General features: G+C 61.8%; 25 protein-coding genes and 1 pseudogene. 1 reads left to right on the top strand and 25 read right to left on the bottom strand.

Annotation, left to right across the window (positions count from 1 at the left end; all coding sequences use genetic code 11):
• Window positions 1–33 precede the first annotated feature (33 nt).
• Window positions 34–828 carry a crotonase/enoyl-CoA hydratase family protein gene (locus AAFN84_RS01140; RefSeq protein WP_347512519.1) on the top strand — a complete coding sequence of 265 codons (795 nt, stop codon included), beginning with the start codon at window positions 34–36 and terminating at the stop codon, window positions 826–828.
• Between the two features lie 18 nt (window positions 829–846).
• Here AAFN84_RS01140 and AAFN84_RS01145 read toward each other — a convergent pair whose 3' ends face one another.
• The 25 genes and pseudogenes from AAFN84_RS01145 to AAFN84_RS01265 form a co-directional block, all read right to left on the bottom strand.
• Window positions 847–1,314 carry a hypothetical protein gene (locus tag AAFN84_RS01145; protein WP_347512520.1) on the bottom strand — a complete coding sequence of 156 codons (468 nt, stop codon included), beginning with the start codon at window positions 1,312–1,314 and terminating at the stop codon, window positions 847–849.
• Window positions 1,311–1,706, bottom strand: coding sequence for a hypothetical protein (locus tag AAFN84_RS01150; protein WP_347513763.1), 396 nt, complete (start codon window positions 1,704–1,706; stop codon window positions 1,311–1,313). Before AAFN84_RS01150 ends, AAFN84_RS01145 begins: the two co-directional genes overlap by 4 nt.
• Before the next feature lie 52 nt (window positions 1,707–1,758).
• Window positions 1,759–2,304, bottom strand: coding sequence for a rod-binding protein (locus AAFN84_RS01155; protein ID WP_347512521.1), 546 nt, complete (start codon window positions 2,302–2,304; stop codon window positions 1,759–1,761).
• Window positions 2,305–2,369: 65 nt separating this feature from the next.
• The gene (locus AAFN84_RS01160) at window positions 2,370–2,759 is read right to left on the bottom strand and encodes a hypothetical protein (protein ID WP_347512522.1); all 390 of its coding nucleotides are present in this window, start codon (window positions 2,757–2,759) and stop codon (window positions 2,370–2,372) included.
• Window positions 2,756–3,514, bottom strand: a complete 759-nt coding sequence (gene fliR, locus AAFN84_RS01165; protein ID WP_347512523.1) for a flagellar biosynthetic protein FliR — start codon at window positions 3,512–3,514, stop codon at window positions 2,756–2,758. The genes AAFN84_RS01160 and fliR overlap by 4 nt, the downstream gene beginning before the upstream one ends.
• 72 nt (window positions 3,515–3,586) lie before the next feature.
• Window positions 3,587–5,674 carry a flagellar biosynthesis protein FlhA gene (flhA, locus tag AAFN84_RS01170; protein WP_347512524.1) on the bottom strand — a complete coding sequence of 696 codons (2,088 nt, stop codon included), beginning with the start codon at window positions 5,672–5,674 and terminating at the stop codon, window positions 3,587–3,589.
• 118 nt (window positions 5,675–5,792) lie between these two features.
• The gene (gene fliQ / locus AAFN84_RS01175) at window positions 5,793–6,059 is read right to left on the bottom strand and encodes a flagellar biosynthesis protein FliQ (protein ID WP_347512526.1); all 267 of its coding nucleotides are present in this window, start codon (window positions 6,057–6,059) and stop codon (window positions 5,793–5,795) included.
• A 101-nt stretch (window positions 6,060–6,160) separates the two neighbouring features.
• Window positions 6,161–6,544, bottom strand: a pseudogene (gene flgD, locus AAFN84_RS01180) (flagellar hook assembly protein FlgD); the annotation flags it as partial.
• 4 nt (window positions 6,545–6,548) lie between these two features.
• On the bottom strand, window positions 6,549–6,983 hold the full coding sequence (gene flbT, locus AAFN84_RS01185) for a flagellar biosynthesis repressor FlbT (RefSeq protein WP_347512527.1): 435 nt from the start codon (window positions 6,981–6,983) through the stop codon (window positions 6,549–6,551).
• Window positions 6,980–7,327 carry a flagellar biosynthesis regulator FlaF gene (gene flaF, locus AAFN84_RS01190; protein WP_347512529.1) on the bottom strand — a complete coding sequence of 116 codons (348 nt, stop codon included), beginning with the start codon at window positions 7,325–7,327 and terminating at the stop codon, window positions 6,980–6,982. Before flaF ends, flbT begins: the two co-directional genes overlap by 4 nt.
• Window positions 7,328–7,372: 45 nt before the next feature.
• Window positions 7,373–8,419, bottom strand: coding sequence for a flagellar hook-associated family protein (locus AAFN84_RS01195; RefSeq protein ID WP_347512530.1), 1,047 nt, complete (start codon window positions 8,417–8,419; stop codon window positions 7,373–7,375).
• A gap of 4 nt (window positions 8,420–8,423) precedes the next feature.
• Window positions 8,424–9,872 (bottom strand): flagellar hook-associated protein FlgK, encoded by a 1,449-nt coding sequence (gene flgK / locus AAFN84_RS01200; RefSeq protein ID WP_347512531.1) that lies wholly within the window; start codon window positions 9,870–9,872, stop codon window positions 8,424–8,426.
• A gap of 31 nt (window positions 9,873–9,903) precedes the next feature.
• The gene (locus AAFN84_RS01205; protein WP_347512533.1) at window positions 9,904–11,223 is read right to left on the bottom strand and encodes a flagellar hook protein FlgE; all 1,320 of its coding nucleotides are present in this window, start codon (window positions 11,221–11,223) and stop codon (window positions 9,904–9,906) included.
• Window positions 11,224–11,361: 138 nt separating this feature from the next.
• Entirely contained in the window at window positions 11,362–12,030 is a 669-nt protein-coding gene (locus AAFN84_RS01210; protein WP_347512535.1) for a response regulator transcription factor, read from the bottom strand.
• Window positions 12,031–12,165: 135 nt separating this feature from the next.
• Window positions 12,166–12,759 carry a transglycosylase SLT domain-containing protein gene (locus AAFN84_RS01215; protein WP_347513764.1) on the bottom strand — a complete coding sequence of 198 codons (594 nt, stop codon included), beginning with the start codon at window positions 12,757–12,759 and terminating at the stop codon, window positions 12,166–12,168.
• Window positions 12,689–14,149, bottom strand: a complete 1,461-nt coding sequence (locus AAFN84_RS01220; RefSeq protein WP_347512536.1) for a flagellar hook-length control protein FliK — start codon at window positions 14,147–14,149, stop codon at window positions 12,689–12,691. The genes AAFN84_RS01215 and AAFN84_RS01220 overlap by 71 nt, the downstream gene beginning before the upstream one ends.
• Window positions 14,146–15,345 (bottom strand): chemotaxis protein MotC, encoded by a 1,200-nt coding sequence (locus tag AAFN84_RS01225; RefSeq protein ID WP_347512538.1) that lies wholly within the window; start codon window positions 15,343–15,345, stop codon window positions 14,146–14,148. The genes AAFN84_RS01220 and AAFN84_RS01225 overlap by 4 nt, the downstream gene beginning before the upstream one ends.
• The gene (locus AAFN84_RS01230; RefSeq protein ID WP_347512539.1) at window positions 15,342–16,544 is read right to left on the bottom strand and encodes a MotB family protein; all 1,203 of its coding nucleotides are present in this window, start codon (window positions 16,542–16,544) and stop codon (window positions 15,342–15,344) included. Before AAFN84_RS01230 ends, AAFN84_RS01225 begins: the two co-directional genes overlap by 4 nt.
• Window positions 16,541–17,197 carry a hypothetical protein gene (locus tag AAFN84_RS01235; RefSeq protein WP_347512540.1) on the bottom strand — a complete coding sequence of 219 codons (657 nt, stop codon included), beginning with the start codon at window positions 17,195–17,197 and terminating at the stop codon, window positions 16,541–16,543. The genes AAFN84_RS01230 and AAFN84_RS01235 overlap by 4 nt, the downstream gene beginning before the upstream one ends.
• Entirely contained in the window at window positions 17,197–18,837 is a 1,641-nt protein-coding gene (gene fliF / locus AAFN84_RS01240; RefSeq protein ID WP_347512541.1) for a flagellar basal-body MS-ring/collar protein FliF, read from the bottom strand. The genes AAFN84_RS01235 and fliF overlap by 1 nt, the downstream gene beginning before the upstream one ends.
• A 110-nt stretch (window positions 18,838–18,947) precedes the next feature.
• Entirely contained in the window at window positions 18,948–20,228 is a 1,281-nt protein-coding gene (locus AAFN84_RS01245; protein WP_347512542.1) for a flagellin, read from the bottom strand.
• Window positions 20,229–20,504: 276 nt separating this feature from the next.
• Window positions 20,505–21,857, bottom strand: a complete 1,353-nt coding sequence (locus tag AAFN84_RS01250; RefSeq protein ID WP_347512543.1) for a flagellin — start codon at window positions 21,855–21,857, stop codon at window positions 20,505–20,507.
• 275 nt (window positions 21,858–22,132) lie between these two features.
• The gene (locus AAFN84_RS01255; protein WP_347512545.1) at window positions 22,133–23,479 is read right to left on the bottom strand and encodes a flagellin; all 1,347 of its coding nucleotides are present in this window, start codon (window positions 23,477–23,479) and stop codon (window positions 22,133–22,135) included.
• A 196-nt stretch (window positions 23,480–23,675) separates the two neighbouring features.
• Entirely contained in the window at window positions 23,676–24,416 is a 741-nt protein-coding gene (gene fliP, locus AAFN84_RS01260; RefSeq protein ID WP_347512546.1) for a flagellar type III secretion system pore protein FliP, read from the bottom strand.
• Window positions 24,413–24,913, bottom strand: a complete 501-nt coding sequence (locus AAFN84_RS01265; RefSeq protein WP_347512548.1) for a flagellar basal body-associated FliL family protein — start codon at window positions 24,911–24,913, stop codon at window positions 24,413–24,415. Before AAFN84_RS01265 ends, fliP begins: the two co-directional genes overlap by 4 nt.
• Window positions 24,914–24,933: the final 20 nt, after the last annotated feature.

Below are 24,933 nucleotides of genomic sequence, written 5' to 3' on the forward strand. Positions count from 1 at the left end.
TCAACAACACAAGCGACCGGGAGACGTTCAAGGATGAGTGGCGAGGCAGCGCCCATGCAGGCGCCTGATTCCGAGGTGCTGGTTACGGTGGAAGGGCCGATCGCCAGGGTAGTCCTGAACAGACCCCACAAGCGCAACGCCGTCAATGACGCGATGCTCGCGGGGCTGGCCTCATTCTTCGAGGCGATCCCGGAAGGTGTGAAGGTCATCCTGCTCCACGGCGCGGGCGGGCACTTCTCTTCCGGCCTCGATCTTTCCGAGCAGGTGGAGCGTGAGCCCGAACAGGTCATGCGGCATTCCCGCGGCTGGCACCGCCTCATGGACCAGATCCAGTTCTCGGGTGTGCCCGTCGTTGCGATGCTCAACGGCGCCGTCATGGGCGGCGGGCTCGAAATCGCCACGACCGCGCATGTGCGGGTGGCCGAGTCATCGGCGACATTCCGTTTGCCGGAGGGCAAGCGCGGCATCTTCGTCGGCGGCGGCGCGACGGTGCGGGTCGGGCGCATCCTCGGTCCCGACCGGATGACCGAGATGATGCTCACCGGGCGATCCTATTCCGGCGAGGAAGGCTGCCGCCTGGGATTGGCGCATCATCTGGCTGGAGACGGCGAAGGACTTGCCATGGCCGAGGAACTCGCCCGCGATGTCGCCGGCAACGCGTCCCTCGTCAACTATCTCATCATCCAGAGCATTGCGCGCATCAATGACATGTCGCACGCAGACGGGCTCTATACAGAGAGCCTCAGCGCTGCGCTGTCTCAGACGGGAGCGGATGCCCGCGAGGGATTGAAGGCATTTCTCGAGAAGCGCAAGCCGCGCTTTGCCTGATCTTCGCCGCGCGGCCGCCTATTGGCTCGCGGCAGCGACCTGATCCTTGGGGAGATAGTCAACCTGCTCGATGAGGATCTCGTGGATCAGGTCCTCTCCCAGACGCTCGTTCACGCCATCGCGTATTCCTGCGCGAAATGTGTCGACGTCCAGGCTTTGCCGATTGGTGAAGTCGATCTGAGGGTTCGCATAGAGGTGGCTGTAGACCTGGTCGGCCAACAGAGCCTGGGGCGGAAGCTTCAATTGTGCCAGGCGCGCGGCCTCGGCGGTGAAGACGAGCCGCGCAAGAAAGTAGCCGTGCACGCGGCCATCCTTGAACACCGGCACCGAGATGATGTCGGTGCTGACATAGTCGAGGCCGTGGAAGGCGGGGGACTCCTCGGCATTCGCCGATTCATCCGGCGCCTGTGCCCATTGGAACGAGAACAGCATCGCGCCCGTCGTCGCGATGCTGATCCAAAGGGCTGCGACCATCAACTTGATCATGCCTGGGCGGCCGTCCTGCCGAATTCGTTCGCCGTATAGGTGCCGTCGGCTTCTGCGCGCTGGATCGCCTCTTGCATCAACGCGGCGACTTCGCTGACGGCATTGAGATGCGCCAGCACGGCTGCCTCGTTGGCGGCGAGCTTCTCGCGCAACCTGACGATGCTGTCACGGTGCTCGTGGCCCAGCGATTGCTCTCCAAGGTTCGATACCGCCTTGTTGAGTTCGTAGAGATAGCGGCTTTTGCGCGCGTTCGAGGCCTTGATGTCGAAGCGGATGTCGGTGCGTATGGACGCCGTCTCCGCCTCGACCGTCTCCTCGATGCGTCCGATGATCGCGGAAAGATTCATGAGTGCCGTCCCGTCGTTGCTGCCGTCGCGGCTTGGTGGCTGCATGAAATTCGCGACTTCTGCCATGGAGTTTTTCTCATTTTCACTCTGACTGGTTCTAGCGGCTGGTTACTTGCGAGGCTGCGGCGCGATCTTCTTGAAGCGATTGCGTGACCTTGCGTTGCAATTCCTGGACCAGCGCTACGGACAGCATTTCCTGGCTGTCCCGTTCGGCCTTGTCCGGATCATTCGATACGCCCTGGAGCGGCACCTTCTCGTCGCCCTCCATGTAGTAGCTGCGCAGGATGCGGTCGGCGATGCCGATGCCGCCACGCTCCGCCATGGCGTCGCCCAGCTTCTCGGCAAGCAGCGACTGCCACATCTCTCCGGCAAGGCCCTCGCCGTAGACGGAACTCGTTTCCTTTGGCAGCATGTTCTGCAGAAATGTCTGGAGCACCATCGCCTCGAACTTGGCGAAGGCCTCGGGCGTCTCCGCCGAGGCGTCTCCGCCCTTGGCGGCGGGTGTGCCAGCCACGGAGAAGCCGAGCGATTCGCCCGCACGGCCGGCCATCGTCGCAAGTCGAGTGCGCGCCGTCTGGACCGCCGTCGGGTCTGCCGCCTTCACGACATCCATGATGATGTCGCCGGGGGGTGAAATCGCCAATTGAGGGACCTCCCAAGTGTTCGTATTCGCGACTACGAATATGACCGGCTAAGCTTGTGGCAGGCTTACTTGCGCTCAGTAATGCGCCTCTCGACACTTTCAAGCTGGTCTTTTTCTGCCGCCTCACGTTCCTCCAGCCGGAATGCGTCGCGATAGGCTTTCTCGACGATTGTGGTTCGCGCGGTCGCCGTGGCCACGCGCGTGGCTTCCTGATCCGCGCGCCTTGTCTCCTTTTCCTCGCGGTCGACGGCAGCGGTGATGCGCTTGTTGTAGAGATCCGGAAACAGTCCCGGCAATGGTGAGGCCGTATTCAGAGCGTCGAGCAGCTCCGTGGCATCCTTGCGCGCCGCGGCGGCCTGAGCGAGATAGGTCGCATGCTTGGTCTCGTGCAATGCCTTGATCTGGCTTTGCAGGCGGACGAGACGTTTGAGGCGTTGCGCGCGCGTGGTCATCATCGGCCTATGGTCGTTGGAATGAAGCCGTCAATGAACAGGGACAGCATGATGCTGATGCCAAAATAGATCAGGATCAACGTGCCCAGCACCACGAACGGCAGGGAGATGAAATAGACCGGAATCTGCGGCGCCAGCTTGTTGACGAAACCGATCGCGAGATTGACGAGGATGGCGTAGGCAAGGAATGGGCTTGCCAAGCGCAGCACGACATAGAAGGCCTGCGACAGCGTATCGACCACATCGATCAGCGCGCCTTGCGAATTGTAGAGCCGGTTAAGCGGCGCGATCTCGTAGGAGATGATCAGCGCCTTGAAGATTTCGTGGTGAAAGTCGAAAACGAACAGCAGCAGCAGCGCGCTTATCGTAATGATGGCGGCGAGCGGCGCCTGAGGATCGGCATCTTCGATGGCGGTTCCGGCCATGCCGCCATATCCGCCGGCCATCGCAATGGCGGCGCCCGCGAACTGCAGCGCCAGCGTGTAGAACCGCGTAACCAGGCCTATCGTGCCGCCGATCAGCACTTCCGAGACAATCATCAGGAGCATCGCGTCGGGGGTCCTGTCGACGAAAGGCAGGATCGAATCCCAAAGGTGCGCCAGCAGGGCCCAGGTGACGGCGAGGGCCGCGAACAGCCGTATATGCGCCGGTACGCGCATGCTTGAAAGGCCCGGCATGAGCATGAAGCACGCGCCGATGCGACAGAACGCGAGAAACGCCGCGAGGGCGATCGAGTCCAATGGCACGTCGGGCAGCATCCCGGTCTGGAGCCTTTCCTGGCTATGCGGTGGCGTTCGGTATTCGGTGCGCCTGGACCATGCGCGACTTCCCTAGGAAATCGATCCGAGGACGCGGACCTCGACGCCGCGCGCGATCTCGACATGCGACAGGACCGGCAGCGTGGCGAACAGGCGCTCGACGATCATGCGCACATAGGGGCGTGCGTCCGGCGCCGTGACGAGCACGAAACGCTCGCCAGCGTCGAGGTGCTGGCGCACCGCCTTCGTCGCCTCGTTGCCGAACTCCTCGAGCAGCCGCGGGTCGATATCGAATTCGCGAATGTCGCCCTTGGCATCACGCTTCAGCGCCTGGTGGAAGGCGAGGTCCCAGCGATTGCCGAGACGTAGCACCTTGAGCATGCCGCCTTCCGACAGGTCGCCGCATATCTGCTGGGCCATGCGGATGCGCACATGCTCGACGATCTGCTCGGTGCGGCGCACGTGTGGCGCGATCTCTGCGATGGCCTCGATGATGAGGTGCAGGTTGCGGATTGAAATGCGTTCGGCAAGCAGCAGCTTCAGAACGGCCTGAAGGCCCGGGTAGGAGATGTGTGACGTACAGACCTCGTCGATCAGCTTGCGGTATTCCTGGTCCTGACGCTCGATGAGCGACTTCATGTCCTTGTAGGACAGGAGCTGCGGCAGGTTGTTGCGGATCACCTCCGAAAGGTGCGTCAGCAGCACCGACATGTTGTCGGCGAAGGTGAAGCGTTCGCGCTTCAGATCCTCGGAGAACATTTCCGACGCGGAGAAGGCGCGCATGCCGAAGGCAGGCTCACGGACTTCCTCGCCGGGCACGACGGGCAGCGGCCCGTTGCCCAGAAGCACCATGACTTCGCCAACCCGCATCTGGTATTCGGCGACGACCGTCCCGTGGATCTTGATCTGGTAGCTCTTCGGCGGGATCGAGAAATCGTCTGTGAGCTTCACTTCGGGCACGACGAAGCCGTACTGGGTGGCGAACTTCTTGCGCATCTTACCCATTCGGAAGGCGAGTTCCTGATGGGCGGTGAGCAGCCGCGTCGAGAGCTGCTTGCCGATCAGGAGTTCGACCTCCGCCGTCTTCAGCGACGACTTGATCGACTGCTTCTCTTCCTCCTGCTTGGCCGCTTCGACCTGCTGCACGGCTTCCTGCTCGGCAGCCTTCTGCTTGTTGCGCTGGCGCGGGATGACATAGGCAATCACGCCCAGCGCGGCACCCAGAGAAAAGAATGGCAGCATCGGAAGGCCCGGCATCAGGCCGATACCGAAGAGCAGCAACGCGGAGACCGACAGCGCGCGAGGATAGGCACCGAGCTGACCGAAGACGGCTTCGTCGGTGGAACCCCGCGTTCCGCCCTTGGAGACGACGAGGCCAGCCGAGAGCGAAACGATCAGCGCCGGAATCTGGGTCGCGAGGCCGTCACCGACCGACAGCTTTACGAAGATGTCGGCTGAGGTCGCCATGTCCATGTCGTGGCGCGAATAGCCGATCGCGATACCGCCGATGATATTGATCGCGGTGATCATCAGACCGGCGATTGCGTCGCCGCGAACGAATTTCGACGCACCGTCCATGGCACCGAAGAAGGAGCTTTCCTCTTCGAGCTCGCGGCGGCGGCGTTGCGCTTCCTTGTCGTCGATGACACCGGCGGACAGGTCGGCATCGATCGACATCTGCTTGCCGGGGATCGCATCGAGGGTGAAGCGGGCGCCCACCTCCGCGATACGTGTCGCACCCTTGGTGATGACGATGAAATTGACCACGACGAGGATGAGGAAGACGATGAGGCCAATGACAAAGTCGCCGGCCATGACAAGACTGGAGAAGCCGCCGATGACATAGCCGGCAGCGTCGGTTCCCTGGTCGCCGTGCGAGAGGATGGCGCGCGTCGTCGCGATCGACAGCGACAGCCGCAGCATCGTCACGATAAGCAGGATTGTCGGAAACGACGTGAAATCCAGCGGCCGCTGCATCCAAAGCGCCACCATCAGGATCAGGACGGACACGGCGATCGACAGTGCAAGGCCGAAGTCGATCAGGAACGGCGGCAGCGGCAGAAACAGGATCGACAGGATGACGATAACGCCAACGGCGAGCGCCACGTCACGACCATAGCTTCTAACGACTGGGAGTGCTGCGGTTTCGCTGAGTGCCATGCCTGATCAACCATCTGCCTTGTTGGGCGACGCGCTGCCACGTGCCGCCAGAGTGCAGACTAGGCGGCCAAGCTTGCGCGAGGGTGAGGTTGAATGGTCAGGGGGAGAGAAACGACCGTCAGAAGCCGGTCTCGATGCGCTGGAACATCACCGTGGTGAAGCCGGCGATCTGGGCGCCCATGAACGGCGCTGAGACTGCGACCGTCAGCAGGATCGCGACGATCTTGGGAACGAAGGTGAGGGTGATTTCCTGCACTTGGGTAAGCGCCTGTACAAAGGCGATGCCGACGCCGACGAACATCGCAACAGCGACGGCCGGTCCCGAGGCGGTCAGAACCGTCCAGATGGCGAATTGCGCCAGATCGAGGGCGTCGGCCTCGTTCACGCAGCCTGCTCGTCTTCGGTGCCCGACCCGTCATCGACGGTCTCGTCGCCCGGCGTCTCGTCCACGATCGGCGTGGCATCCGCATCCCGCACCACGAAGCTGCTGCCCATCGGCACCTTTGTGCCGTCATCGAGCACGAGCACCGTGCCATCGGAATAGAGTTCGACTTCCTTGACGATGCCGCCGGCCTTGCCGTCAAGCGTCTCGATCTGCTTGCCAATCAGGGTCGTCGCCTGCGCCAGTGCGTTGCCCTGGATCATCGCTTCGAGTTTGTTGTTCATCTGCACCGACTGCTCGACCTGCGAGAAGGTCGCGAGCTGGGCGACGTAATCGGTCGATTCCATCGGAGCCGTCGGATCCTGGTTCTTCATCTGAGCCACGAGCAGCTTGAGGAAGGACTCGTAGTCGACCGCTTGCGGAGAGCCGGCGCTTGCGGTGTTCGTTGTGGTGTTGTTCGTCGTGCTACCGACGCCGGATACGTCCATGGGTTCACTCCGCTGCGGTCATGATGAGAGGGGAGGTGGAGTCGTCTGCATCCGCCAGAATGCGGGCCTCGCGAGGGTAGAGGCCGCGAAGCGCCTTCAGGGCCTCGTAGACGTGTCCTTCGGAGACCAGCCTGTCGATATGCTTCAGCGATGACAGGATCTGCTCGTCGGAGAAGCAGGAAAGCATCAACGGCAGCGACCGGCGCAGCATCTCGCGCGCGTCGGCTGCTCCGTCCGGGTTCATCAGGATAACCTGGACGATGAAGTAGAGCTGGCGAAGCGGCGTTGTGGCATCCTCGGGCTGCAGGACATGGCCCTCCAGCAGGAACTGCACGTCGTTGAGAAACTCAAGCGCGACCTTCCTGTCGGTCTTGATGACCGCGCCATTGACGTAAATCTTCTCGTTGGCTTTCAGGGTGATCTTCAGTGTGTTCTTCATTGTATGCCGTCGCGGATGATCTGCGACACCTCGATGAGTCCCTCGAAGTTCTCCGACCGCCCTTGGCGGATTTCTTCCGCCTCCCGAAGCAGCCATAGACCGATGGAGATGAGATTGGCGCGAAGCTCCTGCGGCAGCTCGTTCTCTTCACTGCCGAGGTCCTCCACGAACGTGGTCCAGACGCGGTTCATGAAATAGATTGCCTGGGTCGCCTCTATCGACCGTGGACCCTTGTCCCGCGCGGCAGCCAGCAGGTCGATGGACCTCGTGAGCAACTGCCTTTCGCGATCCTTCGCGTCGGCCACGGAATCGGTCTGAACTTCGGCGTAGGAAAATTGGTACATTCGGCTTTCCGTGTGTTTGACAGAATAGGCGTCAGGACGCGGCTACTAGAGGAATTTCAGCAGGCTCATCTGCTGCATGCGGGACGTCAGGGTATAAGACAGCTCGATCTGCGCGATGAGGCCGTTGACCTTCACCGCAGCCTCGCTCTCGTCGACACCCTCGATATCGATCAGGCTCTTGCTGATGATGTCGACCTGCATGGACATGCGTTCATTGGCACGGTCGATGCGCTGCTCGGTGATACCGGTGTAACCCGTTTGGTTGGCGATGCCGGATATTCCCGCGCCAAGATCGGAGATGGCCTTTTCGAGCAGGGCCGACTTCGTGGTGCTTTGCAGGTCTCGGCCGACAAGGACAGAAATGGTCGCCGCCGCCATCGCCAGCTTGCGGAACGGGTCGATATTCGCGGATACGGACGTCTCGGCAGTTTCCGTCAGGGTGATGCGCGAAACGATCTGCTGGTCGGTGGCCGAAGACCAGTGATCTGTCCAGCCAGTGCCCATGAAATACGGTTCGACGACGTTATCGAGGAAGTCTTCCATCTCCGCCGCGGTGATGTCGCTGACATCGGTGTCGTCGGGATAGAAACCGAAATGGCCTTCGAACAGCTCGTTGAATTCCGTGGCGCTGGTCGACGCCGGATCGAGGAAATCGTCCAGCGGCTTCACATCGGTGTTGATGCCGGCGAAGAGATGTTCGCCGTTGAGATGAGCGTTCAGCGAGCTCGTCATCGAGGCGATGAAGACCTCGGCCTGGTCCTTGGCGATATTGGGATCTGATGCGCTCGACAGGGCCGTCGTGAAGGCGGACAGCAGGCTGTCGGCGTCATCCTTCATCTGGTTGAGGATGACCTGTGTCGACGCGAGACGGGATGCTGCCAGTTCGTTCGAATCGGTCAGCCCCTTCAGGCGGTCGATGTCACGGTGGAAAGACACCGACATGCCCGTTCGTGCGCCAAGCGCCAGCCCGCGATCGGCGACCCGGAAGGTCACCGCTTCCTTGTTTGCCGACACCAGGTCCGTCTGCATGCGCGCCATCTGGTAGCGCATCGCCTGCGTGATCGCCTGGGTGGAGACGAAGGAGACTTTCATCGAATTACCTCACCACCGACAGGAGCGTCTGGAGCATCTCGTCGATCATCTGCATCATCTTTGCGGACGCCGCATAAGACTGCTCCAACTGCAGCATCAGCGCCATCTCTTCATCGACGTTCACGTTTGTCAGGTTGGACAGCACTTCCGAGGTACGGAACATCGTCGCGCTCTTGGTCTCGGCGGCGCTGGAAGCCGTCTTGCGCGCATCTTCCAGCCAACTGATCGACCCGGCCGAGAACGTCATCAGGCTCTGGCTCGCCGTGACTCCGCCATTCGTGACGAATGTCATCGGCTCGTCGAGGCTGTTGACCTTGTCGATCAGATATTCGCTGAAACTCGCATTGCCGTCGGGATTGAAATCGAAGGCGACGCCATCCCGAAGCCGCTCGACGTCACCGCCCTTGGAAGGATCGACGGTGGCGTTCAACGATATGCCGCTTGCTAGCCCGGTCTCTACCGTGCCGGCCGCCGGAACATTTGGCGCACCGGGCCAAGTGAACAGGCCGGCCACGACGTCGTTGGGCGGATTCGGGTCCGTCTCCGAGAATGTCTGGATCAGGCCTCGCGCCACCTCGTCGAGTTGGCTCTGCATCTCGACGGCAAATGAATCGCGTAGCTGCACCATTGCCGCCAGCGATCCGCCGCCCGTGGTGTTTGCGCCCGTCGACTTGGCTAACGGCACGCCGTCGACGAGGATGCGGTTTCCGACTGTGGCCGAACCGTAGACCACGGTCGGCTCGAAGCTGACGGGGCGGGGGTCGGTCTCGAAGAGCGTCGTGCCATCGGCCGTGACGATCATCAGATCGTTATCGTCGCGGGAGATCGTGGAGATCGGCACGAATTCCGAGACTCTTTTCAGGATCGCGTCGCGCGTGTCGTGTGCATCGAGGGCATCGCGGCCGGAGCGGCTTGCCCTGATGATTTCGTCATTGACCTTCTTGAAGTCGGCGAGGAGCGAGTTCAGTTCCTCGACGCCCTGGGCGATCTCGCCATCCATCTGTGAACGAAACGACTGAATGGAGGCGGAGCCGTCATTCAGGGAACGCACGACCTCGCGCGCCATCTCGATCGAATTTTCCGCCAGCGTGCGGTTCGATGGCGTTGACGAATAGAGCTGCAACGCTTCCTGGAACTGGCCGATGAGCATTGCCGGCGACGTCGCGTGATCGACGCCGTTGACGTCGAGGCTAAGCCGGTCGAGTTCGTAGACGATCTTGCTCTGGGCGGACCATCCCGACAATGCGGTCAGGTTCTGCTTGAACAGAGCTGCGTCAGTGGAGCGCTGAATGTCGACGACGCGGGCACCCGGATGGAGACTCGACAGCACCGCGGTGCGGCGATTGTAGTCCGGGTTGTCCGCGTTCGCCATATTGCGCGACAAGACGCTGGTTTGGCGCTGGGTATTCAGGAGCGAGTTCTGAGCGGTGTTCAGTGCTGTAGAAAGTGACATTTTTCCCCTATCCCATACCCTACGCCAGACATTACCTCGCGAGGTTCACGAGCACGTCCATGAGGTCTGAGCCGGTCTGGAAGACCTTGGAGTTGGCGGTGTAGTTGCGCTGGGACTCGATCATGTTGGTGAGCTCTTCAGCGATGTCGACGTTGGAGGCTTCAAGCGCGCCGGACTTGATCGCGCCCAGGGCGATCTCGTTGGGACGGCCGAAATTGACCTGGCCGGACTCAAGACCTTCCTTGAACACGTTGCCCGGCAGGACGTTCAACTGGTCCGGGCTCTGCACAAAGGCGAGATCGAGACGATACAGGTCTTCCTTGGCACCGTTCGCGTACTGGGCGATGACGAGGCCGTCGTCATTGATGATGATGCTGTCGATCGCCGAAGTGGCGGAACCGTTCATGTCCGATTCGAGCGGCGTATAGGGCCCTTCGAGTTGGCGCATGTTGGAGAAATCAAGTTGAACGTCATCAAGGCCGTTGAGCGTAGTCAGATCAAGGGTGATGCCGGTCGCTGAAGGGATCGTCTCATCGAGATTGCCCGTTGCGGGATCGAACACCAATGTTTCCACCACAGGCACGACAGGCGTCACGCCATCATCCTGGAGGTAGGGGAAACCAGACCCCGCGGTAGCGCCAGGCTGTGGAAAGACGGAGACTTCCCAGGTGTCCGGTGCCGTCTTGGTGAAATACATGTCCAGCTTGATCGGCTGTCCAGCATTGCCGATAGCCGTAGTGGACGTCTTGTAGATCGAACCCGCTTCCATGCCGGCCGCGATCTCATCCACGCCCGCGCCCGCGGCAGGATTGGTGGAGGGCAAGGTGTCCGCGTAGACTGGAGCATTGTAAGGAAGGTTCGAGGCGAACGAGCCGCCGGTTGTCGGCACGCGCTCGAGGCCGCTGGTGGGAATGCTGACGCGTTCGAAATCTCCATAAGCGGTCGAAGCGCCTGGCTCGCCGAGCTCGAAGCTGCGACCCATCAGGTAGAATCCGGCCGCGTTGACGAGATTGCCGTTGCCGTCCGGAATGAAGGAGCCTGCACGTGTCAGGAATGGCTGGCCGGCTGCATCCTCGACGACGAAGAAGCCGTTGCCGTCTACAGCAAGGTCGGTGACGGAGGTGGTGTATTGAAGGTTGCCCTTGCCCATGTCGTAGCGGACCTGGGTGGAAACGCCGCCGGACACGTAGGTGGTGCCGGTGTTGGGGACCACGAGCGAGGAGAACTCCACGCTGGCCTTCTTGTAGCCGTTGGTGCCGGAGTTGGCGATGTTGTCAGCCACTGTACCCAAGCGCGTGGACTGCGCGTTCATGCCGGAAACGCCGGTGCGCATCATTCCATACAAGCTCATTTCGACTTCTCCTCAAGATTTCGGACCGCTTGCCGGGAGGTTAGCTGCCTTGTCTTGCGTGAGGCTGGCTTGATGATGAGACGTGGGGCAGTCGATGGGATCGGCGCCTGAGTTTTGGCAAGGCGCCGGAAGAATCGATCAGCTTACGAGCCGGTACCCGAGGAAGCGCTTGGAATCGATCGGGTCATGGCCCAGATGCTGGCGCAGCTTCTTGCGCAGCTTACTGATGTGGCTCTCGACCACGTTCTCTTCGACCTCGTCGTCGAAGATGCCATAGATCGCGTTGAAGACCTGGGTCTTCGTCACACGGCGACCGGCATTGCTCGCCAGGAACTCCAGGATGCGGCGCTCGCGACGTGGCAGGGGCAGAGGCTCGCCATCGACCTCGGGGTCGCGCCCGTCCATGAAGATGCGAAGTCCGCCGAATTCCGAGTAGGGCTTTTCTTCCTGGTTGCGCCGGCTGATCGCCGCGATGCGCGCCAGGATTTCGCGAACATGAACCGGCTTGCGCACGACATCGTCGACGCCCGATTCGAACATTCGCAGCGTGTGTTCCAGCGAATGCTGGTCCGACAACGCGATCACGGGTGCCGTGGTGCGGTCCCTGATCTTGCGCGGTGAAACCAGATTGCTGCAGCATTCGCCGATCAGAAAGGCGCTTACCGCCTTCAGATCGTCTTCCGCGACGCTGGATACCCATTCCCCGAAATCGCTCGAGCCGAACCCGGCACATGCGACACCTTCGCGGCTGAGGAGGGAGTGATACCCTTCCTTAACCAGTTCTCGTTCATCTACCAGTACGATCATCGGCCGCCCTCCGAATCAGTTGCCCAAAGCTGTGGATAAAGGGGTAGCCGGACGGGTGAATCCCCGGCAACCACAATTTCTTGTAGCTGCTTTCTTGGGAGTCTCGGGAGCAGGGCCGCTTGAGTCGTTACTCAATCAGGAATTGCAGAATGTGCGCGCTTGGGGCGTCCATCGACCGAAGCCCGTCGCGACCATGTTGGTGATCACCCGGCAGACATAGCGCTTCTGCGCCGGGTCGTTGTCGGGACCGGCGTGATAGCGGGCCACAGCCATCGCCCACGTCCCGTGCCGACGTTTTAGTTGGGTCAGGAATCGCGCCGCATAGTCGACGTTCTTGCGAGGATTGAGCATGTCCCGCAGTCCCGCAAATTCGGCGGCGTGATAGTGGTGATTGATCTGCATGCAGCCGAGGTCGATGAGTTTGACGCCGGCGCGCTGCGCCTGCTCGAACGCTCGCACCGCGTCTTCGGTGCTGCGTGCGAACACCGCCCGCCCCTCGATGTTGAGCGCGTTCGGGTGCAGGCTGCCCTTGTTCCCCGTCTCTGTAAGCCCTACGGCATATAGGATGCCCGCTGGCACCCCGTATCGGTCGGCCGCGCGAAGGATCTCCGCCTCGCATGCGTTCGCTCCGGCGGCGGCGGTCGGAAAGGCAAGCAGGCTAGATATAGAGGCTACTGCCAGCGCGGTCCGCAGCCACTTCGCCAGAGCCGGGGCCAGCCCGTTCACCATCGCGTGCATTTGAGCTCCGATCACCGCCCTGTCCCCTACCACTCGCTTCTCCATGTCCCTGCTGCTGCGGTGCGAATTGCTCGCGCCCCGTGCTAGCTTGCTGTGGGGTCGAAGTCGTCTGTGGCGACGTCTGCGGAGCCTGTTGGATCGTGACCTTGTCGATCTCGAACCCGAGCCCGCGCAGCGCCTTTACAATCGCGTCGCTGTCGTTGGAAAGCTTTTGCCGAGCGTCGTTGGACTCAACTTGAATCTCAACGGAGAGTTGTGTTCCACTGGCGCTCAGCCGCGCCGTGACCATGCCCAGCTCGACGGGCTGGAGCTGAATCTTGAGGGTATTGACTCCTGTGGAAAGCGATTGGGCTCTTTGTCCCGACAAAGCGCCCGATTCTGCAGCCGCTGCACGCCATGTGTGATCGCCCTCGATCGCGGCCACGACGCTTGCCGAAGTGTTGCCCAGAAGCGGATTCGATGTCGCCGAAGGGGCCAAAGCGGCGCTGTAGCCAACGACCTTGAGCTGTCCATTGAGCGCATCGAGCGAGTTCGCCTGCGGCAGCGCGTTGGCCTGGCTGTTGCCCTGCGACAGTTGTTCGCGGGCAGGTATGAAACGGGCGATTTCCCTGTCGCCCATCTTGGCAATCTGACGCTCCGTCGCCTCTGCCTGAAGTGGTGCAGGTTGTTCGCCTTCCACGGCCGGCGTCGCGGATGCTTGCGGTGCCGCCAATGGGACCTGTTTGCCGCGCTGCTCTCCCTGGCGCTCTCCGGTCTGTGAAGGAGGGTTCGGCAGTGCGGCCGCAGCCATCGTCGCGACGGCTGGGGCAGCCTTCGCGTCGGCGGTCGACTGAGCTGGCACCTGGGATGCAGCATGTTGTTTCTGGGCGGCGGCGAGCGCGTCCTCCGCGCTCATCTCGCCCGTCGCCTTGGGGTCAGTGGCAGTTGTCTTCTCCACCGGTGCGCCGACAACAGCAGATGCGATCGGTGTGGTTGGCAGTGGTGCGGCGTCGTTCGATGGCGCGCCATCGGGTAGGGCCGCCTCAATCGTTTCCTGTTGCTCCTCGGAAGGAACAGGTTCGGGCGCGACCACGAGGCCATCGCCGATGTCGATCACATGTTCTTCGGCAAGAAGCGGTTGCTCCGTCTTGCCATCCGCCGCAGTCGCGGGTGGCTTTCCGAGCTGGCCCGCGCCGTAGCCGATTGGCGAGCCGTAGCTCTGTGGCTTCCACGCGTCGCTGTCCGGCGCGGCGTTGGATCCGGTTCCGCTTTGCTTCGCCGGCTTCGGCGCCAGCGCGTCCTCGAAACCAGTGTCGCCTGGGTCGGCTGACGGCGAGAAGCGGTCACCGCTCCTCGAGTAGGCGGGCTGGCCGATACCGGCTACTGCCACGTTGAGGGTCATTGTTCCGTCTCCTCAAGCAATTTGTCGATCGCCTCGAGCTTCGAGCGCGCGGCTGTGACCAGGGCCTCTGTTTCCGTCGGTTCGGCGGGCTCCGCGGTCGGTTCATCGACCGCCACCTCTTCCGACGCCGGTTCAAGCGTGGCAGGGCGAGGCGCTGGGGCGACCACCTCGTTGGCAACCGTCTTCGCCGCTTCGAGCAGCGCGCGATCTTTCGACGAAAGCCTCGATGAATCGAGATCGCGCAACTTTGCAAGAACCTGGTCCACCGTCTCGGACGTCACGGACGAGATGCTGGAGTAGAGCGCGCCGCGAGGGTCTTCGTCGTCCGGCAGATCGTCGCCTGGATCGGTCCTTCTCGACGCGAAATCCAGCAGTTCTGCGTCTCCGTCAATGGCAGCGCGGCGGGCGAGGCGAAGATAGACGGTTTTCGCCTGTTCGTTCGTCATCCACCCGATGGTGCTTTCGACCGCTGCAAGATCGAGGTCGAGATGCCGCAAGGCGATGACGCCCGAAACGAAAGATTCGGCGTATTGGCTGGCATAGGGCGAGCGCAGAAATCGGCGGGCATACTGCTCGGAGGCGGAGAGAAACTTCTGCGTGTCCTGGGCTGTTACCGACAGTGCTATCGTGCGGCGCAACGCGGCTTCTTCCACCAGCGTGCCGGGGCTTTCCAGCCGCGCCCGATCGAGGATGGCGATACCGGCGTTCGCATTCTCGACGCCAAGGATCGAACCCTTGACGAGCGACAGGAAGGCGGCGACCTCCGCATGGTATCGACCGGGCTCGATCGTGGCCATGGCTTTGCGGGCCTGCGCGACGTCTCCTAGAAGATAGCCCAGAATGCCGGCAGTGGCCTGCCGGTCGTCTTCGTCGAGCTCGACGCGCGCGATCGTATCGGCGATGGTAGCGGGATTGCCGCCGCTCATTGCATAGACCATCAGCGCATCAACGTTGCGCGCATCCTCGAAGATGGTGGATTCGGCGCTGCGAAAACGGCCGTCGATCATTTCGAGCAGTTTCCTCTGCATCGGCAAAGCAGCATGGTCGCCGTCGGCGATGCGATCCTGCACGAGCTGCAGCGAGCGCACCATCTGGTAGGGCTGCAGCGTCTCCTCGGTCGCATGCGCGGCGGTCGCAACAATGCTCCAGCCGGCAATGGCGAGCGCATGCAACAACCGTGGTTGCTTTGGGATCACTCCCCGGCCTCCAGGAATATCTCGATACGTCGATTGGCATCGGCGAGGGGGTCTTCGGGGACCTTGAGTTCGCGATCGGCGAACCCGGCGACTTCGCGGACCCGCTGCTCCTCGACTCCGCCGCGCACCAGCATGTAGTAAGCCGCGTGGGCCCGCGCCGTTGAAAGGCGCCAATTGTCGTAGTTCTCGCCGCGAAACGGGCGACCGTCGGTATGGCCGTTGATGCTGATCCTGCCCGATACTTCGTCAAGCGCGCGCCCGATCGTTTCCATCGCAAGCACGAGTTCGCCCTGCGGAACGGCCGAACCGACCTCGAACATCCCGTAATTGAGTTCGTCGGTGAGCGAAATCAGCACGCCTTCGGCGCGTGGTGTGACGGAGATCGTCTGGTTAAGCTCGGAGTTTTCTCCGAACGCCTGCGCTATGTCCTCGCGGATACGCTCCGCAAGGACCTCAGTCGCCGACGGCGCATCTTCCTCGAGCACCTCTATCTCAGGGGTTGGCAGCGGTTCCAGGGCGGCCATCTCCTGCTCCGGTTCCTCGGATACCTCGACTGCTTCGGGTGCGATCGGCTCTGGTTGCGGCTCGCGGAAGACGTCGAGTTCGGCATCGTCCTCTGCCGGTGCCACTTCCTGGGACCAGAAGTCCGGTGCGAACGGGTCGCGATAGGACTCGCCGCCGTCGGCGCCCGTGGCGGGCCCAGACGTCTGAGCACCGCCGTCACCCTTTGCAGACACGTTCTGCAGGGTTGCCGTCTGGGCGGCGATTTCGGCAAGGACGGCGTAGGGATCTGCAAAAAGGTGCTCGTCGGAAGTCTTTTCCGTATCGGCCTGGTCGGTGGAGTTCGCGAATTGGCCTGGCCCGGCCTGCGCGTGACTGGCGTCCGATTCCTGGTCGGCGCTCGGGGGCGCCGAGGAGGATTGCTCGGCTGACTCTTCCTCGGGGTCGTCGAGCCCCTTCGTCGTCGGCGCTGAATCTGCCAGCGTCATCGGGTTGAAATAGCTCGCGATCGCGGCTTTCGATTCCTCGTTCGCTGCGTTGACGAGCCACATGACGAGGAAAAAGCACATCAGAGCGGTCATGAAGTCCGCGAATGCGATCTTCCAAACGCCGCCATGGTGGCCTTCCTCGTGATCGTCGCCGCCACGTCTGACGATGATGATTTCCTGGCGCTTCTCGTCAGAATCGAATGCACTCATGAAAGCGTCTCCGCGAGGAGGGTGGACCATTCGGCGAGCCGTGTCTCGAAGACGCTGTCGTCAATCGTCACCGAAAGATCGAAATTGGCGCTCTCGACGAAGTCGAACTGCTCCGCATACCGGGGCAGCTTGACCTTCAGGGCGTCGAACAACGGCAGGCTGCCGGTGACGTGGATGCGCACCGCCTCGTCGTCGGTAAGCGCCTTGCGAATGATCTCCGCCAGCCGCTCGATCGAGCGCTCGCGGATATCGTCTGTCAGCACAACACCGAGTATGCGGGCGGTCACCGCGCCTGTGAGTTCGATGAGGCGATTTTCCATCGCCTCCATGCCGGCTTCGATCTTCGCGCTTGCTTCCTCGGCGAACTGACCTTGAAGTTCGGTGAGTTCTTCGGTGTGGCGATCGCGCTCCATCTGCAGCGCGTCGGCGTGTTCCTGGGTCAGCCGTTCGGTAAGCGCGGCCTCCGCCTCGGCGACTGCCTCGGCGATCAGCGCTTCGGTGTCGACCGCGTCAGACACGATCAACTCGTCGAATTCCGGAAGTTCCATGTCCGGCAACCCCGGAAAGCCCATGGGCTCAACGAGGGAGTCGGCGCCGCTGGAAGGCGGCGCGCCGAAATCCTTGAGTGCATTGGCCAGGGCGAACGGAGGCATCAGGCGGCCATCTCCTGGCTAGCCCACTTGCGAAGGATCTGCGCCGAACGTTCCTCGTTGAGATCGACCATCTGCGCGAGGCGATCCTGCGGCGCCGGCTTGATCTTGAACCGGATGTCGTCCGCCATGTGGTCGGGGAACTCCATTCCGTCGCCACCCAGTGGATCGGGCAGTTGCATCGCGTCGAGCGGGTTGGGCAGCGAGAGCTGGATGTCGTCGAAGTTCATGTCTCCGGCCTCTGCGTCCTTCTTGCCGGTGACGGCAGCGACCATCGGGCGCAGGCCGAACCACGACACGAGGAAGACGACGACGATGAAGGCGAGGGCGTTGATCATGGTGCCGGTATGACGGGCGGCGGACTCGAGCCATGTAGGCGCCGCGACTTCGACGCCGGCCATGTCTTCGATGAACTCGACCGAGGACACGTTGATGATGTCGCCACGCTGTTCGTCGAGACCTGTCGCGGATGCGACGACGGCTCTGATCTCGGCGATACGCTCGGCGATCTGTTCGGCAGTCGCGTTCTCGCCAATGACGGCCGCGAGCCTCTCCTGGTTGACCACGACGGCGATCGACAGGCGCTCGATGGAATAGCCATTGCTCACCGTGGCAATGCGCTTGGAATTGAGTTCGTAGTTGGTGGTTTCCTCGCGACGTTCGCGTTCCTCGGAGGAAGACGCGCCTTCTCCGGCGTCGACATCTTCTTCGGGAAGATTCTGCTGCACGGTCGTGGGTGGAGCCGCCTGGCGCTCGGTCGCCTGGTCGTTCGAACGAACGATCTGGACGGAGCGCTCGACGCGGGATTCCGGATCGAAGATCGTCTCTTCGGTCTGCCTGGTGTCGGTGTTGACGTCGGCCTTGACGCTGGCACGAAAGTTTTCAGGCCCCAGATAGGGGGCCAGTGCCTGCCTGATATTGTCGACGATCTGGCTTTCGACCGTCCGCTCGATGGTCACGGAGCGGGTAAAGGTGTTGTTTGACGGATCATCACCGGAAGCCAGCAGGTCGCCGGCCGAGTCGAGAATGGTGACCTTGTCCGCCGACAGGCGCGGCACTGCTGCGGCGACCATGTGGCGGATCGCCGTTGCGGCCTTCTGGCCGTCGGCGGCGTCCGCGCGGATGACCACGGACGCGGTGGGCGCCTGCTCTTCACGACGGAAGGAGGCCCGTTCGGGCATGACGATGTGAACCCGCGCGGACTTGATCCCGGCGATCGACTGGATGGTGCGGGCGATCTCTCCTTCGAGAGCGCGAACACGCGTCACCTCCTGCATGAAGGATGTGAGACCGAAGGAGCCGACCGTGTCGAACAGTTCGTAGCCGGCGTTGCTGCTCGTGGGCAGGCCGCGTTCGGCGAGCAGCATACGTGCCTGGCCGGTGCTGCCGACGGCAACCATCACAGACGTGCCGTCGCTGGAAACGTCATAGCGTATTCCGGCTTCAGACAGGACGGAGCCGATCTGGCCGACATCATTGCGGTCGAGACCGACGTAGAGCGTCTCGTAGGTTGGCCGGTTCAAATACAGAGACCCCGTCAGGATCACCGCGATGATGATGGCGGCTGCGCCACCCATCATCGCGAGGCGCTTGGCGCCCAGGCCGCGGAGATTGTCGATTATGGACTGGATCTGTTCTGGCAAAGCTTCATGCTCCGGAAATACGCAGGATCTCAGGATAGGCGTTGAAGCTTGCGCGAAGATGGTATCGGGCCGCCGCGAGGCGACCCGATGTGATCAGGCGTTCTGTTGGCTTAATTCTGGAACAGGGCCAGGATGTTCTGTGCGTTGCCGTTGGCGATGGACAGTGCCTGGATACCCAACTGCTGTTGCACCTGGAGCGCCTGCAGTTTGGTGGACTCCTCTTCCATGTCCGCATCGACGAGCTGGCCGACGCCGCGGTCGACCGCATCCATGATCTTGCTGACGAAGTCCTGCTGCGAGGCGATGCGGGTCTTGATCGCGCCGAGATCCGATGCCGCCGTGGTCACCGCACTGACGGTTCCGTCGATGGCGTTGAGCAGTCCGGCGAGCTGGTCCTCCGATGCGGTTCTGATGTCGATGCTAAGGATGTCGAGATTGTCGACTTCGGCGCGCAGATTGGCAACGCCAAGCTCGAGCCCGGTGTCGGCGGCAGATGCCGGCGCTGGTCCTTCGAGGGATACGAGCCCGTCACCATCCACCGTGACGTTGAAACCGGCGGCCGCGCCGAAGGTATCAACGTTGTTGATGGCTGCTTCTAGCGCTGTCACCAGATCGCCCCCTGCGGTCAGATCGAGACCGCCGTCCGTCCCATCGAGCGTAATGGTGTGTGTCGCCCCAGCATACGTCATTTCGAAGGAGATCGAGCTTCCCTCGTTGAGCGTGACGCCCTCCCATGTTCCGAGCTGGAGCGATGCTGAGGTCGGGCCGGCGAAATCCGCCGGCGTGCTCTCTCCGACCGCAAGACCTGCAAGCGAAAAGTTCGCGTCCTCGAAGTTCACCCCGCCGAGGATGCCGCCTTCGCTGTCAGGATCGGCGTTGAACAGCGCCACCTTGGAGGTGTCGATGTCGATCGTCCCGAGGGCTATCGAGCCGCTTGCGGTGCGAATGAACGAAGCGACGACCTTTTCGATGCCGGCTTCCGGCACGTCGAGCCAGTTGCCGCCCGAGAAGGTGGCCGACTTGGCGTAAGTCTTGAGGTCGTTCTGGAGCTGGGTAATCTCTTCCTGGATCTTCGTCTTGTCGACATCCGGCTGGGACGCCGCGACGATCTTGCTCTTGATGGTGTCGAGGGTCTGCCTCGCGACGTCCATTGCGGTGTAGGCGATGTCGACCTGGGCCGCGCCGAGACCGAGTGCGTCGCGAACCGTCGACATGGCGCTGTTGTCGGAGCGCATGGTCGTGGCGATCGACCAATAGGCGGCGTTGTGGGCGGCCTCGGCGACGCGGAAGCCCGTCGAGATTCTGCCCTGCGTCAGGTCAAGCTTGGCGTTGGTGCTCTTCAGGGTTTGCAGCGCCGTCATTGCTGCGGCGTTGGTCATGATGCTCGACATGGGAGTGAATGCCTCTCGTCGCGATATGCGGGAAACATGCCGGACCGGGACCGGAATGACGGGACGGCTTCATGCCCTCTGACCCCGGGGAGGGGTTCGACCCGTCAGCGTTGTTCGCATTAATCATTTGGTAAGGTTACTAAATGGTTAACGAGAACGCCCGACGTTAACACAATCCTCACGCGCGATGCCAGCGGAGAAACATTTCCTCGTGCAGAACGAAAACGGGCCGCCCGGTGAGGGGCGGCCCGTCAATTCGATGCTTCCCTAGGGCTGTTAGCCGCGGAAGAGCGACAGGATCATCTGCGAGTTACCATTGGCGATCGACAGCGCCTGGATGCCGAGCTGCTGCTGGACCTGCAGGGCCTGGAGCTTGGTGGATTCCTGCTCCATGTCAGCGTCGACGAGCTGGCCGACACCACGATCGACGGCATCCATGATCTTGCTCACGAAGTCCTGCTGCGAGGAAATCCGGGTCTTGATCGCGCCGAGATCCGAAGCGGCAGTGGTTACCGTGCTCAGCATCGAGTCGATGCCTTGCATGTACTCCTGCAGATCGAGGGCGTCGGCGTTGGCGATGTCGAAGCTGGTGGCGTCGAAGAAGTTGCCATTGGACGTAGTGCGGACATTGGAAACGGTCAGCTCGAAGTCGGCGGCGTCGTGGTCGTCTTCCTCGAAGACCAGTATGTCGCCCGGGTTGGCCGGATCGTTGAAGCCGAGCACGATGCCATCGCTCGCTGTGGCGCCAGCATCTGCGACAAGCACATCGCCCAGATCAGCTTCCGAGATGGCTGCGTTAATTGCGGCCGTCAGTTCGGTCTGATCCGAAATCGTACCCTCAGTCGTCAGAGTGAGGGTATCCAGAAGAGCACGATCGACCGTGATCCGCGACTTTTCGCCGTTGATCTCGACATCGAAGCTGACAGCGCCTGCCTCTCCGAACTCGATCACGCCTTCGCCGGCACCGGTGCCGTCGAAATCATGCGCGAACAGGTCGACAGACAAGTCCGAGCCGTCGGTCGCAGTCAGTTCGACGTCAGCGCCGAGTGCCTCGAATGCAGCGCCTTCGATTGCTTCGCCCTGCTCCAAGAGGCCGAATTCGTCGGCAGCACCGTTGAAAAGTGCCGTCTTGGCGGTGTCGACTTCGATCGTGCCGAGGCTGATCGAGCCTGTGGAATCACGCAAGAAGGATGCAACGACTTTCTGAAGGTCGCTCTGCTCCACATCGAGCCAGTTGCCGCCGGAGAAAGTGGCAGAGCTGGCATAGGTCTTCAGGTCGTTCTGAAGCTGCTTGATTTCTTCCTGGATCTTCGACTTGTCGATGTCCGGCGTCGTCGCAGCGACGATCTTCGCCTTCATCGTGTCAAGTGTGTCCTTGACGACATCCATGGTAGTGTAGGCGATGTCGACCTGAGCGGCACCGAGGCCGAGCGCATCGCGCACGGTGGACATGGCGTTGTTGTCCGAGCGCATCGTGGTCGCGATCGACCAGTAGGCAGCGTTGTGCGCAGCTTCAGAGACGCGGAAGCCGGTGGAGATACGGTTCTGTGTCGTGTCCAGCGACATGTTCGTGGAACGCAGGGTCTGGAGCGCCGTCATTGCTGCGGCGTTGGTATTGATGCTCGACATTGAAAAATGCCCCTTGATGAAATGACTTTGGGACATACCGGATCGGCCGGCGTGACGAAGCGGCATCATGCCTTTGGCCGCCCCCGGCGGCACAACTCGTCAACCCGTTAACCATGAACGGGAAGGGCTTACCGATTGGTTAACCATAACAAATTCTTGCAAAAATTCTGCCGACCGCCAGGCCCCCGCGGCCTGCACCAAAAAGGAAGGGGCCGCGTACGAGACGCGGCCCCTTGTGTTCTTGTGTGTTCCCCGCGCTGCGGGGAGGCTTCCGATTAACGGAAGAGCGACAGGATCATCTGCGAGTTGCCGTTTGCGATCGACAGCGCCTGGATGCCGAGCTGCTGCTGGACCTGCAGGGCCTGCAGCTTGGTGGACTCTTGTTCCATGTCGGCGTCGACGAGCTGGCCGACACCACGATCGACAGCATCCATGATCTTGCCGACGAAGTCCTGCTGCGAGCCGATGCGGGTCTTGATTGCACCGAGGTCGGAAGCCGCGGTCGTCACCGCCCCGAGCATCGAGTCGATGCCCTTCATGTACTCCTCGAGGTCAACGGATTCGGCACTCGAGATGTCGAAGCTGGTGGCGTCGAAGAAGTTGCCATTGGACGTCGTGCGGACGTTGGAAACGGTCAGCTCGAAGTCGGCGGCGTCGTGGTCGTCTTCCTCGAAGACCAGTATGTCGCCTGGGGTGTCCGGATCGTTGAAGCCGATTACGATGCCATCGCTTGCACCGGTGCCATTTTCGGCCACGAGTGTTTCGGCGAGGCCCTCAGCTTCCAGCGCGGCATTGACTGCAGCAGTCAGTTCGTCCTGATCGGAAATCTTGCCTTCTTCGGCCAGCGTGAGCGTGTCGAGGAGGGCGCGATCGATCGTCAGACGCGACTTCTCACCGTTGATTTCAACGTCGAAGCTGACGGCGCCTGATTCACCGAAATCGATAGCGCCTTGACCATCTGCAGTGCCGTCAAAGTCGTGAGCGAAAAGCTCAACGGAAAGGTCCGAACCGTCGGTGGCGGTCAATTCGACGTCGGCACCGAGTGCTTCGAAAGCGTCGCCTTCGACGGCTTCACCCTGCTCGAGCAGGCCGAACTCGTCGGACTTGCCGTTGAACAGAGCCGTCTTGGCAGTGTCCACGTCAATGGTGCCGAGCGAAATGCCGCTCGAATCACGCAGGAAGGACGCAACGACCTTCTGCGTGTCGCTCTCTGCAACATCAAGCCAGTTGCCGCCCGAGAAGGTCGCCGAGCTGGCGTAGGTCTTCAGGTCGTTCTGGAGCTGCTTGATTTCTTCCTGGATCTTGGACTTGTCGATGTCGGGCGTCTGAGCCGCGACGATCTTCGCCTTCATCGTGTCCAGCGTATCCTTGACGGTGTCCATCGCGGTGTAGGCGATGTCGACCTGCGCGGCGCCGAGACCGAGAGCGTCATTGACGGTGGACATGGCCTTGGTGTCCGAACGCATCGTCGTGGCGATCGACCAGTACGCGGCGTTGTCCGAAGCGGTGTTGACGGCGTAGCCGGTGGCGATGCGGCTCTGCGTAGTGTCCAGGCCCTTGTTCGTGGAACGCAGGGTCTGGAGCGCCGTCATTGCCGACGCATTGGTGTTGATGCTTGCCATGGGAAAAATGCCCCTCACTTGAGACTCAATACTGGGACATACCGGGCTTATCCGGTTTGACGGGACGGCATCATGCCTCTGGGATAACTCGTCCTGAGTTCCTGCCCGCCATGCACGGACAGGTATAGGCGCCCGGTCCTACGAAAGGGCTAAGCAGCGTGGTTAACGAAGGGGAAATCGCGGGAAATGTGCCGGATCAGGCGAAAGATCTCACCAGGCTGCCCACGAGCAGGTTCCAGCCGTCGATCAGCACGAAGAAGAGGATCTTGAACGGCAGCGAGACCACGACGGGTGGCAGCATCATCATGCCCATCGACATGGTGATGGTCGCGACGATCAGGTCGATCACCAGGAATGGCAGCACGATCAGGAAGCCGATCTCGAACCCGCGCCGTATCTCCGAAATCATGAAGGCGGGGATGAGGATGCGGAAGTCGGCATCCTGGACCGAGACGTCTTCCTGTCCGCGTTCGCGCGCCAGGTCGGCGAAGAGGTCGAAGTCCCGGTCGCGCACGTTTGCGACCATGAATTCGCGGAACGGCTCCGAGATGAGGCCGAACGCCTCCTCCTCGTCGATCTCGTTGGCGACGAGCGGTTGCACACCGTCGTTCCAGGCGCGGTCGAATGTCGGCGTCATGACATAGAAGGTCATGAACAGCGATAGGCTGATCAGGATCAGGTTGGCGGGGGTGCTGGGAAGGCCGAGCCCCGACCGCAGGATCGAGAACACGATGATGAAGCGCGTGAAGCTGGTCACCATGATCATGATGCCAGGCGCCAGCGACAGAACCGTCAGCAGGCCGAAAAGCTGGATGATCGAGCCGACCGTCTGCCCTTCCAGGTCGCCGGCGATGTTGCCGAGATCGAGCTGCTGGGCTGCGGCGGGACCAGCCGCAGCCAGGATCAGCAGTACGGCGGGGAGGAGGCTGCGTCTCATTCGAACAGCAATGTCCTGATCAGAACTTCCTTGACCCGTCCCTGGCTGCGTATGTCGGCGCGCTCCTGGATATCGGAACGCAGATGCTGGAAGCCGCTTGCGCCGTCCACCTGGCGCATCTTCACCGTGCGCAGGTAGGCGAGAATGTCCTGATGGATGTTCTGGGCAAGCTGAAGGTCGGTTGGTCCATCGAAAACCAGCGCCAGTTCGAGCCTTATCCAGCTACTGCCCGCGCCGGCCATGTTGGTGGTGATCGGCTCCAGGTAGACGACGCCCAGCCCCTCGCGGGCTTCGGCATTTGCAAGGTCCACCTCCGGCGCGGCGTGGGACTCGGCCGCTTCCGCCTCTTCGGGTGCAGGCTGGCTGCTGCTGAGATACATCCCCGAGCCCCAGCCAATGCCGATCGCAACGACCGTGAGACCGAGCAGAAGCGCGATCTGCAGGAGTAGCGATGGACCGGCCTTGGGCGGAGGGGCTGTGTCGTCGACGATGGTCATGGCGTGGCGAGTTCCCGATG

Source organism: Mesorhizobium sp. CAU 1741, from assembly GCF_039839275.1.
Taxonomy (GTDB): Bacteria; Pseudomonadota; Alphaproteobacteria; order Rhizobiales; family Rhizobiaceae; genus Aerobium.

Excerpts from the sequence above, each read along its gene's own strand:
- flaF (WP_347512529.1), bottom strand. The coding sequence starts at position 7,327 with ATGTACCAATTTTCCTACGCCGAAGTTCAGACCGATTCCGTGGCCGAC.
- AAFN84_RS01215 (WP_347513764.1), bottom strand. The coding sequence starts at position 12,759 with ATGGTGAACGGGCTGGCCCCGGCTCTGGCGAAGTGGCTGCGGACCGCG.
- AAFN84_RS01145 (WP_347512520.1), bottom strand. The coding sequence starts at position 1,314 with ATGATCAAGTTGATGGTCGCAGCCCTTTGGATCAGCATCGCGACGACG.
- fliP (WP_347512546.1), bottom strand. The coding sequence starts at position 24,416 with ATGAGACGCAGCCTCCTCCCCGCCGTACTGCTGATCCTGGCTGCGGCT.
- AAFN84_RS01245 (WP_347512542.1), bottom strand. The coding sequence starts at position 20,228 with ATGTCGAGCATCATGACCAACGCCGCAGCAATGACGGCGCTGCAAACC.
- AAFN84_RS01210 (WP_347512535.1), bottom strand. The coding sequence starts at position 12,030 with ATGATCGTACTGGTAGATGAACGAGAACTGGTTAAGGAAGGGTATCAC.
- AAFN84_RS01150 (WP_347513763.1), bottom strand. The coding sequence starts at position 1,706 with ATGCAGCCACCAAGCCGCGACGGCAGCAACGACGGGACGGCACTCATG.
- AAFN84_RS01195 (WP_347512530.1), bottom strand. The coding sequence starts at position 8,419 with ATGAAAGTCTCCTTCGTCTCCACCCAGGCGATCACGCAGGCGATGCGC.
- AAFN84_RS01230 (WP_347512539.1), bottom strand. The coding sequence starts at position 16,544 with ATGAGTGCATTCGATTCTGACGAGAAGCGCCAGGAAATCATCATCGTC.
- AAFN84_RS01160 (WP_347512522.1), bottom strand. The coding sequence starts at position 2,759 with ATGATGACCACGCGCGCGCAACGCCTCAAACGTCTCGTCCGCCTGCAA.
- AAFN84_RS01265 (WP_347512548.1), bottom strand. The coding sequence starts at position 24,913 with ATGACCATCGTCGACGACACAGCCCCTCCGCCCAAGGCCGGTCCATCG.
- AAFN84_RS01250 (WP_347512543.1), bottom strand. The coding sequence starts at position 21,857 with ATGTCGAGCATCAATACCAACGCCGCAGCAATGACGGCGCTCCAGACC.
- flhA (WP_347512524.1), bottom strand. The coding sequence starts at position 5,674 with ATGGCACTCAGCGAAACCGCAGCACTCCCAGTCGTTAGAAGCTATGGT.
- flgK (WP_347512531.1), bottom strand. The coding sequence starts at position 9,872 with ATGTCACTTTCTACAGCACTGAACACCGCTCAGAACTCGCTCCTGAAT.
- AAFN84_RS01140 (WP_347512519.1), top strand. The coding sequence starts at position 34 with ATGAGTGGCGAGGCAGCGCCCATGCAGGCGCCTGATTCCGAGGTGCTG.
- fliR (WP_347512523.1), bottom strand. The coding sequence starts at position 3,514 with ATGCTGCCCGACGTGCCATTGGACTCGATCGCCCTCGCGGCGTTTCTC.
- flbT (WP_347512527.1), bottom strand. The coding sequence starts at position 6,983 with ATGAAGAACACACTGAAGATCACCCTGAAAGCCAACGAGAAGATTTAC.
- AAFN84_RS01220 (WP_347512536.1), bottom strand. The coding sequence starts at position 14,149 with ATGACCCTCAACGTGGCAGTAGCCGGTATCGGCCAGCCCGCCTACTCG.
- AAFN84_RS01205 (WP_347512533.1), bottom strand. The coding sequence starts at position 11,223 with ATGAGCTTGTATGGAATGATGCGCACCGGCGTTTCCGGCATGAACGCG.
- AAFN84_RS01235 (WP_347512540.1), bottom strand. The coding sequence starts at position 17,197 with ATGCCTCCGTTCGCCCTGGCCAATGCACTCAAGGATTTCGGCGCGCCG.
- AAFN84_RS01255 (WP_347512545.1), bottom strand. The coding sequence starts at position 23,479 with ATGGCAAGCATCAACACCAATGCGTCGGCAATGACGGCGCTCCAGACC.